This window comes from Bradyrhizobium sp. 153, assembly GCF_023073835.1.
Lineage (GTDB): Bacteria > Pseudomonadota > Alphaproteobacteria > Rhizobiales > Xanthobacteraceae > Bradyrhizobium.
On record NZ_JADPKH010000157.1, the window covers coordinates 1 to 14,811 of the forward strand.

8 protein-coding genes and 1 pseudogene are annotated in these 14,811 nt (G+C 59.7%); 7 read left to right on the forward strand and 2 right to left on the reverse strand.

Features of this window, described 5'->3' with window-relative positions; translation table 11 throughout:
* On the forward strand, window positions 1-175 hold a 175-nt coding region (locus tag IVA91_RS35975; protein WP_247459310.1), incomplete at its 5' end, for an IS3 family transposase.
* A 332-nt stretch (window positions 176-507) separates the two neighbouring features.
* Window positions 508-3,144 carry a CehA/McbA family metallohydrolase gene (locus tag IVA91_RS35980; RefSeq protein WP_247460731.1) on the forward strand — a complete coding sequence of 879 codons (2,637 nt, stop codon included), beginning with the start codon at window positions 508-510 and terminating at the stop codon, window positions 3,142-3,144.
* 191 nt (window positions 3,145-3,335) lie between these two features.
* On the opposite strand, the gene IVA91_RS35985 is transcribed toward IVA91_RS35980, so the two are convergent.
* Window positions 3,336-4,451: a LacI family DNA-binding transcriptional regulator gene (locus tag IVA91_RS35985; protein WP_247354134.1), complete on the reverse strand. Its 1,116-nt coding sequence runs from the start codon at window positions 4,449-4,451 to the stop codon at window positions 3,336-3,338.
* 220 nt (window positions 4,452-4,671) lie between these two features.
* On the opposite strand from IVA91_RS35985, the gene IVA91_RS35990 reads away from it, so the two are divergent.
* From IVA91_RS35990 to IVA91_RS36000, 3 genes and pseudogenes are all read left to right on the forward strand, one after another.
* Complete coding sequence (locus IVA91_RS35990; RefSeq protein ID WP_247460733.1) at window positions 4,672-5,880, forward strand: CoA transferase; 1,209 nt, start codon at window positions 4,672-4,674, stop codon at window positions 5,878-5,880.
* 255 nt (window positions 5,881-6,135) lie between these two features.
* On the forward strand, window positions 6,136-7,290 hold the full coding sequence (locus IVA91_RS35995; protein ID WP_247460735.1) for a glycoside hydrolase family 88 protein: 1,155 nt from the start codon (window positions 6,136-6,138) through the stop codon (window positions 7,288-7,290).
* Window positions 7,291-7,293: 3 nt separating this feature from the next.
* Window positions 7,294-7,481: pseudogene (locus IVA91_RS36000) on the forward strand (dihydrodipicolinate synthase family protein); the annotation flags it as partial.
* 969 nt (window positions 7,482-8,450) lie between these two features.
* Here IVA91_RS36000 and IVA91_RS36005 read toward each other — a convergent pair.
* Window positions 8,451-9,380, reverse strand: a complete 930-nt coding sequence (locus IVA91_RS36005; RefSeq protein WP_247460737.1) for a DMT family transporter — start codon at window positions 9,378-9,380, stop codon at window positions 8,451-8,453.
* 1,160 nt (window positions 9,381-10,540) lie between these two features.
* Here IVA91_RS36005 and nodU point away from each other — a divergent pair.
* Together nodU and IVA91_RS36015 are read left to right on the forward strand one after the other, a co-directional pair.
* Entirely contained in the window at window positions 10,541-12,196 is a 1,656-nt protein-coding gene (gene nodU, locus IVA91_RS36010) for a nodulation protein NodU (RefSeq protein WP_247460738.1), read from the forward strand.
* Between the two features lie 1,334 nt (window positions 12,197-13,530).
* Complete coding sequence (locus IVA91_RS36015) at window positions 13,531-14,220, forward strand: methyltransferase (RefSeq protein WP_247276116.1); 690 nt, start codon at window positions 13,531-13,533, stop codon at window positions 14,218-14,220.
* Window positions 14,221-14,811 lie beyond the last annotated feature (591 nt).

Genomic DNA, 14,811 nt, shown 5'->3' on the forward strand with positions numbered 1-14,811 from the left:
CTTCTTCTCGTCGCTCAAGACCGAACGGACCGCCAACAAGATCTACCGAACCAGAGACGAGGCACGAGCCGATGTGTTCGACTATATCGAAAGATTTTACAACACGATCCGCAGGCACTCGACCATCGGGTATCTCAGCCCGGTTGAGTTCGAGCGCAAGGTGGGATTAGCTTAACCTGGTGTCCATCAAACCGGCAGCAGCTCACCTGGATGTTTCCTGTCTACGGATCGTTGATAGCGCTCTTAAGCGTGGTGGTCTACCACTTCGCGAAAAGGCGTGGCCGCGTCTACATCGGTGACTGAACGCCTTCTGCCTGCCGCTTGCGCCACCCAGCAGAGGCAAAGCTTCCTTATCAGACGCAAAGCATGTCGACTGGCGAGTATCTCTTGATGCTGGGCAAGAGCATGGGATTGGGACGAGCGCCTTCGCCAGCAGCGGGACACGTGAGCAGTCCTCATCGTCCAGGGCCGCTTATGGGCGACGGTCCATGAACTGGAGTCCATCGAATGAAAACGCCATCGTCACCGCACTTCGCGCCCGTCGACTTGCAGCGATATTTCAACGCCGGCCGCCTGGAACTCGATGAGGGGTTCGGCGGCCGCCCAGGCGACACCGGCTGGATCGATTCGCTTCGAGGGCCGCAGACGTATCGAGGCATCCCGTTTCTATTCGGCGCCAACGCCGAAGCGGATGTGCTGGCCTTGCGTCCCGGGGGGCTTCCTGTGGTGATCGCGCTGCCGCCCACATTGGCCAGCTACGTGCTCTTTGTGCAAGTGGTCGCGGACCGCCCACCCGTAAGCCCTCAAGGCTTCGGGGAGATCGGGCCGGCAACGCTGCCTGTGGAAGGCAATTCGCTCGGCGATCGGGTGTCGACATACGTGCTCCGATACGTCGACAGCACCGAGGCCGACGTGCCGGTGCTACGGCGGTTCGCGGTCCAGCAGAACCATATCTCCTGGAGCGCGAGCCCGTTCGCGGCGCTGCCGTTACGGGGGCCCATCGTGCACGCAAGCACCGGCGAAAACTGCGCACTCGGCAGAACGGCGGGCGCGAGCTTCTTCCAGGGCGAGACCCGCACCGAATCGGGGCGCATGGATCGACAAGGGGAGAACTTGTGGCTTTATGCGCTCCAAAATCCATATCCGGAGAAGGAGCTCACCGCGCTAAGCTTGCGAGCGGAGCAAGAAGTTTCTCTTGTCTTTGCGGTGACCACGACAAGGCTCACCGAGCATCCCCTGCGCCTCCAGGCTCGTCGCAAGCTGAAGATGCGGCTACCGCCCGGAGTGCATCTGAATAAGCTTGGCGAGCTCGATGTCGATCATCGGGGCGAACAGATCGGCATGGATCTCGGCACGGTGATCTCCGCCCGCGCGGTGCTTGACTACGCGAGATCGGACTGGCTCGGTGACAAGCACGACGTGCAGCCGGTGCGTTCCGAGGACGAGGTCATCGTCGAGTACTCCGCCCATCCCGACGCAAGGCTGTACCTACGCTCCGACGACGGCCGCTTGCACATTGCCGATCTTCGGTCGCTGGAAGCTGCCGGGAACGCAGGAGACACCTCGCTGGAGGCGGAGCCCATCGCGCCGGCAACAAGGCCCGTCAAAATCCGCATCATAGAGAAGGGCAACGGCGTGCGTGTCGCCGCGCGCCTGCATGTGCATGGCGCGGATGGGGAGTATCTGCCGCCCAAGGGGCACCACCGCAAGGTCAATACCGGAAGATTCGAAGACTTCGCCGGGGAGTTTACGAACGGGCTGAACCAGTACGCCTATGTGGATGGCAGCTGCGAGGCGGACTTGCCGATCGGGCCCGTGTTCGTGGAGATCAGCAGGGGCTTCGAGGTGCGGCCCCTACGCCGTATCGTCCAAGTCACCGCGACCACGGAGGAACTCACCTTCGAGCTGGACAGGGTGCTGCGCTGGCGCGAACAGGGCTGGGTCAGCTCCGATACTCACGTCCATTTCCTGAGCCCGCACACAGCCCTGCTAGAGGGCAAGGCGGAGGGGGTCAACGTCGTCAACCTGCTCGCGGCACAATGGGGCGAGTTATTCACCAACGTGGCCGATTTCGACGGGCGCACGACGCTCGGGGCAAAGCACTTCGGCGGGGACGGAGAGTTCCTTGTTCGCGTCGGCACAGAGAACCGTATGCAAGTCCTAGGACACATATCGCTTCTCGGCTACGAAGGCGAGATTATCAACCCCCTGTCTTGCGGCGGACCCAACGAGGCTGCGATCGGCGATCCTCTGGAAGCGACCATGGCCGATTGGGCGGAGCGCTGCCGCCAGCAAGGGGGCCTTGTCGTGATGCCGCATGCTCCCAACCCGCAAGCCGAGCGGGCGGCGGACATCGTGCTCGGCCTGGTCGATGCCATTGAAATGATGTCGTTCAACCCGCGGACTGCGCAGATCAGCGCATTTGGTCTGGCTGACTGGTACCGTTACCTCAACATCGGCTACCATCTGCCACTGGTCGCCGGCTCCGACAAGATGGACGCTGCCGCGCTCCTCGGAGGCTCGCGGACCTATGTGCAACTAGGTGGGCGCGATTTCACGTATCGCAACTGGATGGATGCCGTACGCAGCGGAGACACGTTCATCACAGTCGGGCCGCTCGTTGAGGTGAGAGTGGAAGGACGTCGCCCCGGGAGCGCGATCGCGCTTCCCCCTTCGGGTGGCACCATCACAATCGACTGGCGGATCGAATCGGTCAGCGTCGCGCCAACACGGGTGGAGGTGATCCGCAATGGCATCGTCATCGATGAAGTTCGATGTAGCGAGTTGTCGTGCAACGCCCAGCTCGCGTTGCGCATCACCGAGTCCTGTTGGATCGCGATACGCGTTCGAGGCAGTGTGGCGGGGCGCGAGGCCGACATCGCGGCCCACACCAGTGCGGTGTATGTCAAAGTCGGCGACAAACCGGTCTTTGCCACTGCGGACGCGGTGTCGATTCTCGCACAAATCGAGGGATCGATCGCCTATATGGATACGCTCGCTCCCAGGACTGACGAAGCGCGGCACTCCCGGCTGCGAGCTGCCTTGGAGCTTGCACATCATCGTCTGCATCATAAGCTGCACGAACTTGGCGCCATTCACCACCATGCGCCTGTCCACTCCGTTCACACCGAGCGCGAGCACTGAGAAGGGGAAAACGTCGTGTGAGTTGCTCTCCTTTCTCGCTCCAGCGCTTTGCGGGCAGCACGGCCGCGGCATGTTCAGCCACGTCCACTTGTGCCACCACCGGTGATATGTTCGCGCAGCGTGGCAGCCGCCCGAACTTGGGTAGCGCAGAAGAAATCGATTTCAGTGACAGCGCGTCGGCAGCGGCAGCTTCAGCCCGGGCTGCGCCTGCGACGCGGCGGGCGTTCGCTAGATCTCGGCGGCCCGGTCGATGACCGCATGACCAGTCGATAGGGCAACAGGACACTCCTGGGAAGTGGGCTTCCAGCGATCGCATTGATCAGATAATCGGCGGCTCCTCGGCCAATTTCAGCTGCCGGAACACTGACTGTTGTGAGCGGCGGGTCCGTCTGCGCCGCCAGCTCCACATCGTCAAATCCTGTGATGGAAAGGGTAGCCGGCACGGCGACCCCAATTTTGCGGGCCTCTGCCATTGCACCGATGGCAAGGGTGTCGGTGGTGCAGATCACCGCCGTCGTGTCGGGGTGGTCGGTGAGGAGCTGACGAAGAGCGCTGCGACCCTGGGCAAGCGAATAGTCGGCCTTAATGATCTGGGTGGGCCTGAGCGGGAGGCCGGCGTCCGAAAGCGCGCGCTGAATGCCCTCGAGCCTCGCGCGGGACCGGTCGTTGGACGCAGCAACAACATTGGCGATCGCGCCGAAACGGACGTGTCCAAGCCGCAACAGATACTCGGTCATCTCGCGCGTGGCGCTTTCGTTATCGATTCCGATCGCGGGAATGCCGCCAGCTGCCTTCGAAACATACGTCGTGATCACAGGCACACCGGCTTGTTCAATCAGAGCCCTCAGTTCACGTCCATGGGAGCCTCCGACCAGTACAATTCCATCGATGCCGCGCTCGATGAGGCTCTGCAGTTCCTGAAGTTCGCGGCGCTGATCATATTGGGAATTCGCGATGAAGAGCGTATAGCCGCTTTCGCTGAGGCGGTTCTGCAGCGCCTCAACTCCTTCGGCAAAGATGCCGAGCGCCAGCGTCGGAACGATGACTCCAATGGTGCGCATGCGTCCCGACTTCAAGGCTCTCGCCGCGCTGTCTCGCGTGTAGGACAGGTCGGTGATGTGCCGCATCACCTTGTCCCGGAGCTCCGGTCTCACGATTTCGGGATGATTGAGGACGCGCGACACGGTCGCAGGGGACACATTGGCCTTTCGCGCGACATCTTCGATCTTCACGCGCGGTTGCTGGCGTCCTTTGGGCTCGATTGTTGGTTTTTTATCCATCCGGTCTGGTCGCTCAGTCAATGGCATGAGTCCGATCCACGTTAGAACATTGGACAGCCAGCGTTCTCAAGCTCTGTATACGCCCGATCCGTCTTATCCAGTGGAACTCTGGTACATGGGCAGGCGCTGAGTTGGCAGGCCGCCCATTTTGCTTGACTCTGCACATCATGACGCTTATTTCTGAAATCGATTTCAGAGGCCGAGCCAAATAGAACACCTCTGATCCAAGAAAACTGAAAGCGAGACCATGGTCGATCTTTTGAAGGGCGTTCGCGTCCTGAGCTTCAATCACTTCCTGATGGGCCCCGTGGCTGCGCAGTTTCTCGCCGATCTCGGGGCGGACGTCATTGCCGTCGAGCCACCAGATGGCGCCTTTCAGAGGAAATGGGGCGGAGCAGACAAGCGGGTCGATGGGCAGTCCATGCTGTTGCTCACCGGGAACCGCAACAAGCGAAGTCTCACGCTCGACCTGAAGAAACCTGAAGCCATTGAGATTGCCAGGAAGTTGATCGCGACCTCGGATGTCATGACTGAAAACTTCCGCCCCGGCGTTCTCGACAAGCTTGGCCTCGGCTACGAGGACGCCAAGAAGATCAATCCGCAAATTATCTATGCTGCGGCCTCAGGCTACGGTCCCGATGGGCCCTACGTCTACCGTCCCGGTCAGGATCTACTGGTGCAGGCAATATCGGGGCTGGCCACGATTACTGGAAGCCGCGAGCAGGGTCCAAGGGCCGTAGGTGTTTCAGCGGTCGACCACCATGGTGCTGCGCTGTTTGCGGCTGGCATTCTGGCCGCGCTTGTGAGGAAAACGCGCACCGGACAGGGGTGCCGGGTTGATGTCAGCCTGTTGTCTGCTGCACTCGATCTGCAGATGGAATCCTTTACTTGTTACCTCAACGGCGAGCGGCCTGACGATGTCCGTCAGCCGGGACCGATCTCCGGTTGGTACTACGGGGCGCCTTACGGCATTTATCCGACGCGTGACGGTCATATGGCGATTTCTCTTGGATCTCTCAGCACAGTGTCGGAGGCGCTCGATGTTCCGGCCGATCAGCGCGTTCCAGACAAAGAGGCGTATCGCCGACGCGACGAGGCATCCGCTGCGATCGCCGCAAATGTCGCAAAGCGCACGACGGCCGAATGCATCGCATTGTTCGAGGCCCACGGAATTTGGCACGCCGCGGTCAATGACTATGCAGATGTCGTGACCGATCCGCAGGTCGTGCACAACAAGAACTTCCAGGTCGTCCGCGGGGCGACGGGCGCGCCGATCACGCTCGTCAGCCATCCCGTGCGCTATGATGGCAAGCTGCCCGAAGTCCGACTGCCGCCTCAGAAACTTGGGGCTCAGACCGAGGAAATCCTCAAAGAGCTCGGCTACGACGACCACCAACTTGAAGACCTTTCCAGCAAGGGGGCGGTCGGCGCCTTTACGTCCTCGCGCGCCGCTTGATGACGCTCCCAACGCGCATCACGGCAGGCATGCTAGAGCGCATGTACACACTGGTCATGCGCGTGACGATCGGGCTGAGGCGGATAGCCCTTGAGCGTTTGCTCGTGATCAGGAGCGATAGCTGGAGAACGCAGCTGCGTGCTCCTGACCCGCTTAAGCCATCGGCTCGGCCGAAGCGAAATCGGTCGGACATTGGACGGTTAGCACCGGGAACGGTGCCTTGGGATTTCGGCAAGTGGCAAAGGAGTATCGGATATGAGCAAGTCGCGCTGGGCACACGCAATAGACTTGATGCAAGCACGAGTCGATCAGACGCTTGCCGCGATGAAAATAGAGTTCCCGCATTGGGCAGACAGCTCGACCGGTAAATGGACGACCACGCCGGACGGCGATTGGACCGGTGGCGCATGGCCGGGTATGTTGTGGCTGCTCGCGCGGCGATCTGGCGAGGCGAAATACCTCGATGCAGCTCGGTTCTGGAGCAGCCGCTTGAAGCCGCGCGCGCAGCTGCAAACCGCGTTCAAGGGCTTTGGGTTCTACTATGGGGTCGCTCTTGGCGACGTACTGTGTCAAGACAAGGACGCGGCTCTCCTGGCACTGGATGCCGCCACCTCGCTCAAGACGCAATTCGATTGCCGGCTTGGCCTCATTCCGCTAGGCCGCGATGCGGAGGAATCAGAAGATGTTGGCAATTCGTTCAGCAGCATCGACTCTCTGCAGGCGGTCCCGCTTCTGTATTGGGCCGCCGCAAGGACAGGCGATTCCTCATACGCTGGCATTGCGGCGCGCCATACCACGCGCGTGCTCGACATTCATATGCGCTCCGATGGCTCAATCGTTCAGTCGAGTGAGCTAAATCCGTCCACCGGCAAGATAGTCCGCCATTTCACCCACAAGGGATTCAGCGACACGAGTGTCTGGGGCAGGGCGCAAGCTTGGGGGCTCGTCTATGCGGCGATCGCGCTTGCTCACCATCCTCATGAGACGCGCTGGATGGAGCAGTTGATGGCGGGAGCGGACTGGTGGCTTTCGCACGTGCCAGCGAGCATGGTCGCGTTCTGGGACTTTGATGATCCTGACATTCCCAAGACGGAGACGGACACGGCGGCAACTGCAATCACGTGCTCGGCGCTGCTAAAGCTGGCGCGGCTCGCGCCGACGGCGGCACTGCGCGTCAGATATCGTGAGGCAGGCGAACGGACGGCAAAGGCCCTGATCGAGACCTATCTGACGCCAACAAATCCGGACGATCCCCGCCCGCCCGGAATGTTGGTCGGCGGCTGTTTCAATAAACGTCGCGATGCACGCGCTCAGGACTCGGCCAACAAAGCAGAGACGATCTTCGGATCCTACTATCTGTTCGAATCATTGAACGTTCTTGATGGACTCATCGAGGCTGAGAAGACTTGATTAGACGCAGCCCCTATTGCGATCATGGTCCAGGACGCACCGCTCAGCGGCGTGACGCTGACGGTGCCGATTCTTGTTCGTCTTGCACGAGAGGTGCCGCTCGTCGGCTATTTCAAAATAGAGGTACCGTATGCTGCGCGGCGAAGCTGCGTGCGTTGATCGAGGAGGGTGGTGAGGCCCTCGCAGGCCCGCACGCCGGCAACACGAGGCGGTTGGGCCTGACAGGTCAAGGCACCGCGAGAGCGCAGACGTAGATGTGGCGCGACGATCAAGGACGCGATGACGGCGTGGGAGGCGTTGGACCGGGTATGCGGCAAGCGGCTCAACGTGATGATTCCGGTCTTGCTGCCGGCCCTTGAGCAACATGGGCGATTGAAGCCTGGCCTGGCAGATCGTGATCCTGTTTTCGCGATCACCCCTTCAACCATCGACCGCCTGCTCGTCGACGTAAGGGTCGCGGCGAGCGGCGGTAGGCGGCGGCGCCGTGCCGGATTCTATTCGACCATCCGACGGAAAGTTCCGATCCGGACGATCAATGACTGCCCACAGCCGAATTATGCGAAAGCGAAGGTGCGGCGAGAGCGGTTTAGCGATGGGGCTGGCCTCCATCACCAGCCCTCAGAGTGAATCACGATTTGCCGCAAGCGAATCACTTCCGATTCCGTCAGGTAGGAAAATGCTCTAAAGTAATCAAGCGCTATCATGCTCCGTTGACGCCCTATCAGCGCGCGCTGGCGCATGCCAAGGTGACCGCGGCTGTAAAGCGGCGCCTATGTGGATCAGTATCGCTCGCTCCATCCGGTCGGGGCTCATGGCCGAGTTTCGCACAAACCACGAGGAACTTGGCAGTTGCGTCGGTCGTCGTGCCGGACAGGTGCGCGGCCTGCAACCCGCTTGCACGAGCTCCGCGCCGGCAACCGCAGCGACGTTCGCCAAGAAACCCTCCGCAGCACGGTGACGGCCGGCGAGGCGCGTGCCACGCACCGAGGCTGCCGTCGGCCTTACAAGACCAGGGTTCGCATGGCCGTCCAAGCTCGACCCGCACATTACTAGGATTGAGGGCTGGCTCGTCAAGGAGCCGCAATTGACTGCGCTCGCAATAACTCACGTTCGACCGCCCGTTCCGGAGTTGACAGCGCGCGCGTTGCCCAGCTCCTTCTTCAAAGCTTTCTCCCGACAGGCGAGTGGGGTGATCTTTCCGAGCCATGGGGTTGGGAGCGCAAGGCCAGGGGCATTCCCAGCGCCGAGACAAGAACCGCGACGGCCCCCAGCCACTGTGTTGCGGTCAGAGTTTCCCGAAGGAAGATAGATGCGAAAATGGATGTAAGCACGGGAACGAGCGGTAGCAACAGAGCGGCGGCTGTCGCGCTCATTCGCTGCAGCGCGATCCCGTAGAGGAGGAAGGGGATCGAAAAGAGCAGCAATCCGGATCCGGCCACCGGGACAATATCGCCGATGACCACAGAGAGCGTCGGCAATGGGCGAACGCAAATCCACGCAAATACGACCACTGCAAATGCGGCGATCTGGCTCGTTGTCGTAAGGCGCAACGCGTCCACGCTTTGCGACATCACACGGACCGCTATGCTGTAGAGTGAGGCGAATAGCACGCCGGCGAGTACGAGAGCGACCCCCAGTCCCGGCGTTGCGGAAGGAGCAGATTCAGAGGTCCATTGCAAAAAGCCGACCCCCGCAAAAGCCAACAAACAGAGAAAGACGATAGCACGGTTAGGGATCTCGCCAAGGATCAACCACGCAAGAAGTATGACCATCGGCAGTTCAACTGCGAACAGCATCGCCTCTACCGACGCCGGCAGCATCGATAGTCCGAAGATCGACAGACCAGACGCAAGCGCCGGCTGCAGGATGCCGGCAAGGCCAGCACGCCAATCGCTCAAGCGAGGCGGCGCACCTGAGAAGATCGATAGTACGGTCAGGCTTGCGGCACTCACAGCCAACTGCGCTGTCAGAAGCGAGAGCGGTTCGATGCAGCAGAGCGCGGCCTTGGACAGAACGTTGCCGATGCTCCAGCTGACCGTTGCGAGTGTTCCGCAAAGAAGCGGTAGGAAAAGAGGTGGGCTCTCACTCAAGCTTATGACTCCCTTCGTCGTGGCGATCGGAGTGGGTTCACGGCAATGCACGTTTGAATTCTCGGTTCATGATCTGCCGCCGCCGGATCGCATATCGAATTCTGGGCTCTAATTGTCCTACCCAAGGGCGAAGCCACGAATATCGCATGCGTTGTTTCTCTTAGCCTCGAAGCTTCGTCGTTCCGCACCACTGGCGAATGGCATGGTCGGAGGTAACCGGCGACGCCCTTACAATGATCGTACATGCGTTGTCGATCGCATGAAAACAAGTGAAAGAGCGATAAATCCATACCACGATTTACGTCATCTCCACCCCGGGGCAGGCTGCTGCAACCTATGGGGTTGAAGACAGATTGGATCGAGCTGCCGTTCCGCCTTCGAAGGACCTGGATCCGGAGGTGCGTAAGGCGCTCCGGGAGTTTCTAGTCGCATCGCTCGACGGGTACGGCGATTCCCCTCACGTGGTTGATTTCGCAATCCGAGGACGCGCGCCAATGATGATTGGGGAGGACACTATGGCACAACGCAGGGGCCGGCGCTGAGGGCAGGCCTTGCCAAGGCCGTTCAAGGCCTCGGGGCCGCACGCTTCCGCATTTTTCGGAAGCTCGAAAACTGAATCGGTAATCGTAGTCCCTGCTTCTGTCCGAAACCACACGTGCCGAATGTAAGTAAATTGCCAGGGTGTCTGCACACGAGACATTCGGCCGAGAAATTGCGACCAGATTCCTCTGGTTTGCACTGGCCCAAATCATGCTGTGGCTACGGGCGAGAACGCAGAATGGGAGGCGCCTTAGTTGCAACCAGCTATCGAGATGACGTCGTGCCACTGAGAATGAGGGCTAGATATAAGTCGTGATCCGAAATCCGATCTCGATCGGGACGGGGGACCTGATGGTCTTGGAAGTCCCGTCTTAGGTCATGACCTGGCTGAAATGCGCATCCGCAGCCTAGATGCGCACGCTCACGCCAGGCGGGCATCTGGTACTCGGATCTGCGTGTGATACCGCTCGAACGCTGGGCGTCAAGCCGCTGATGCAGAGATGGTCCGGGAAGCGCTGACGAAGCGTTGATCGTTCGAGTGCGTCTGCTTGCTCGCTGCTTTCGGCAGCGAAGACGGTCTTCAAATTAATCGAATTGTCTGGGGCTAACATGGAGGCACTATGCGCATCTGCGGTATCAAGCTGACGCATGACGGATCAATTGCTCTTATCGAGGACGGACGACTTGCTTTTTGTGTTGAGCAGGAGAAGCGGGACAACAATCCGCGATATCAAAGCATTGACAATCTCGATGCAGTTGTCGTCGCCTTAGCGGAGCAGGGGCTGGATGCGTCGGATGTTGATCAGTTCGTCCTCGACGGCTGGTGGGGAGAGGGGGAGTCGGAATTCCAGGTCCTCAGTGGGGCTACGCCAATTACTCTCAAAGGTGCGCCGTATATTGAAAGTCATGCCGATGGCCTGCTAACGTCGCGCGACGGCACTGGCCTGATACTGGGCGGCAAATCCTTTCCGTACAGGAGCTATCCGCACGTTACGGGCCATGTGGCCGCCGCATACTGCACGAGTCCCTTTGCGAAAGCAGGACAACCCGCGTTCTGTCTGGTGTGGGACGGCGGCACCTTTCCACGTCTTTATTATGTAGAACTCCGCGGCGCCCAGTTCATCGAATGCCTGTTCCCAATGATTGGGCACGCCTATGCGGCCGCAGGTTATCACTTCGGACCGTATAAGCAGGCGACGCGCACCAATTGGGACCTCGGTGTTGCCGGCAAGTTGATGGCCTATATCGCACTAGGCTCTGTTGATGAAAACATCGTCAAGGTCTTTCAGGAGCTTTACGAGGAGCACTTTGGGACCAATGCAGAGCTCGCCCGTCCTGACAGTCCGGAGTCTGCGCTTGAAGCTGTGCATGATTACGTCGATGCCAGCGCGCAGCGGTTGAAGTCCAAGGCTCCCGAAGATGTGCTTGCATCGTTTCATCGTTTCCATGAGCGTCTGCTCGTTCGCGAAATGGCGCGTGCTTTGCAGCGCCACTCACGTTTTCCGTCGCGCAACTTGTGTATAACAGGCGGCTGCGCTCTCAACATAAAATGGAACAGTGCACTACGCGCCAGCGGCCTGTTCGATGCTGTCTGGGTGCCGCCCTTTCCGAATGACAGCGGATCGGCAATCGGTGCCGCTTGCTCGGCAGTGGCGGCCGACAAAGGCTTCGTGCCGCTACAATGGTCAGTCTATAGCGGTCCAGCCCTGCAGCCGAGCGATGTGCCGACCGAATGGGACGCCGCGCCGTGTAGCATGAGTGAACTCGCGACCATTCTCGCCAGCAACAAGCCGGTGATTTTCTTTGCCGACCGCGCCGAGCTTGGGCCTCGGGCACTGGGTAGTAGAAGCATTCTTGCAGCCGCGACGACGCCGCGAATGAAGGATCATCTCAACGATATCAAACTTCGCGAACACTTCCGGCCGGTCGCTCCGATATGCTTGGAGGATCGTGCCCCGGAGATTTTCAGCCCTGGAACGCCGGACCCTTACATGCTCTTTGATCATCAGACACGAGCAGAATGGCGGGACAAAGTCCCCGCCGTTGTACATCTGGACGGAACTGCGCGATTGCAAACCATTCCCAGATCGTCCCAGCACAAAGTCGCCAAGCTTCTCGTCGAATATGAGAAACTTACGGGTATTCCACTGCTTTGCAACACGAGTGCGAACAACCATGGACGCGGTTTCTTCCCGAATGTCGCAACGGCCTGCCAGTGGGGAGGCGTTGAGCATGTATGGTGCCATGGCATGCTGTGGACGAAAACACAGAAGTGAGCGATCCCCGGTCCAACGGCATCTTTCCCGCTAAGAATGAGCGAGATATGACAGCGGGTCGCTGTCTGCCGGATGTCGCCTACGTTGCGCCGGGAGGGTGCTTCGGGCTGCGAATGGTGCGGCAGGAGGACGATTTTATGTATGGTCCTCGGTACGGCTACCGCCTGATACAGGCATATCACGGTGCTCGGCGAGCCAGGGCCGGCATGCCGCAGAGCCTAACGATAGGCTTGCGGCGCTTAGTGTTCCTGACACGGCCGTTGCTATTGCGAGGCAGCAACACCGACTGAGGTTGTGCATTCAGACGTCAGACAGACGCTCTCTAACGCCGTGTGTCCATTTCCGAGAGAATAGGCGCGGGAGCAGCCGCGGTATCGTTGGGACTTGCCAGTGGGCTCATCAGGATCGCCGGTTGCGATCGGCCAGCCATGATAAGGGCGGTAAGAAGGGCCGAAGGTCCGGGAAAAGCATCTTTCCGCTCAAGAGCGGTCTGGGATCGCCAGAGCGGCAGCAGCGGCCTGGGAAAAGGGCTGATCCCTCAATTTCAAACTGAGACACGGCATTATCGCTCAACACCGTCCAGCGTCCCTGGTGATGGGCGCCGCGAAATGGCGCTGGCGCGACACGGGCTAGTCATCGCACAAGGATGCCGCGATTGGCGGCGACTACCGCATCAGCACCGGACATTTTGCCACAACGTAGCAGTCGGCGCTGAGGACAGGCATAAAGCGAGAATCGGGTCAATGCCCAGAGCCGCAGGCGCTGGGCAGCTTTCGGTAACCCGAAAACTGATCAGGTGAGCGCAGTTCGTGCTTCTGTCGGAAACCAGACGTGACAAATGTCAGTAGATCGCCAGCGTGTCTGCAAACGCGACGTTCGGCCGAAAAGTTGCGAGCGATTCCTCTAGCTCGCACTGGCGCATGGTGCGGCAAGAGGAGGATTTCATGTATGGTCCTCGGCACGGCTACCGCCTGATACAGGCAGATCACGGTGCTCGGCGAGCGAATGCCAGCATGCCGCAGAGCCTAATCATAGGCGCTTGCTGCGCTTAGCGTTCCTGGCACGGCCGTTGCTATTGAGGGGCAGCAACACCGAGTGAAGCTGTGCATTCAGACGTGTAGACAGATGTTCTCTAAAGCCGTGTGCCCATTTCCGAGAGAGCAGGCGCGGGAACAGCCGCGCTATCGTTGGCAGTCGGTTGATGGAGAGCGATATGAGGCCGGCTATCCGGCTTCCCAGCTCACCGCTTGCCGGACGCTGAAGCAGTTCGCCAGACCGGCCTGCTGGCCGCCGGCGTCTCGCGATGTTGTTTTCACCACAAGATGGAGAGTTAGATGAATGCCCCGCTAGGCGTATCTGTAAGGCGCCAAACGACTGACGTAGATGCGATGCTAGCCGAACTGCGATTATGCGAGCGCCCGCATGACGTGGAAGTAAGCGGTCTGCCCCTGCACGTCCTGCCTGGTGTTTTGTCACCACGCCTAAGTCACGGTCCCGACGCATTGATGTCGAAGTGGCACATCGAACCTGGCGCGACAGTACTCGATCTGGGATGCGGATCAGGCGTACTAGGGCTTGCAGCGCTCCGTGCCGGCGCAGGCTGTCTAGTGGCACTCGACATAAATCCGCAAGCCGTCCTCACGACGAAGATAAACATCGAGAGGTTAGGTTACTCGGACAAAGCCGAGGCGCGCTATAGCGACACCTATTCTGGGCTGCATTCCGGAGAAAAATTTGACATCATTCTCTTTGCCGCCCCCTATTGGAATCGTAAAGCGAAAGACGACCTGGAGCGCTCTTGCTTCGATGAAGATCACAATGTCATGGCCTCGGCTCTCAAAGGTGCGCGGCGCCGCCTAAATGACAAGGGCGTGATGTATGTGCTCTTCTCTGATCAGGGAGATGTCGGGCGCGTCCTGAATTTGATTAATAGGAGTAAGCTGCGTGTCAGGAATATGCATATTTTCCGCCCCTCGATTCCAGAGGGGCACGTCCGGATTATTTGGGAACTCACGGTGCGATGAAAGCTCTTGGCTCTCGAGCGGCGTTCTGGCCGAGCATGGGCCCCTAAAGAAGGCCGAGGCACTGCACCGCTCGCTTTTCAAAAATTATAATGCTCGCGCCAGTTTCCCGGCCGACGAGGCGCGCTCAACGTTTCTCTCGCCGTGACCCACCGCGATGATCACCGAACCTGTGAAAAGTCCGTTCTGGCGCACCTTCACGTAGGAGGCTATCGATCCACGGTTATCACCGGCGCAGCATCGCGGAGCTCGCACTCGCCCTCACCGACGTTTCGATAAAGACGCGCCAAGTAATCCGGGAAGGCTGGGCTCGTCCGTTGCCGCGTACTCAGCATTCAGGAGGACTGGGTCTCTGGTCCTTACGGATCGCAGCCTACGTAATGATACGGAGGTCAGCCGTCGCACTTCCTTGATCTTGGAAATGCATCCTCATCTACATGACACCATACAGACCGATCTACGATCCACAACTCTGGCGAGCTCGTGCGCAAGCAAACGCGAATCAAAGCGGATTCGTTCGGCCCCGGCCAACCCAGGGACAGGCTCCTGAAAGTCGCCGATGAATACGACAAGCTAGCCAACACTGGTGGCGCG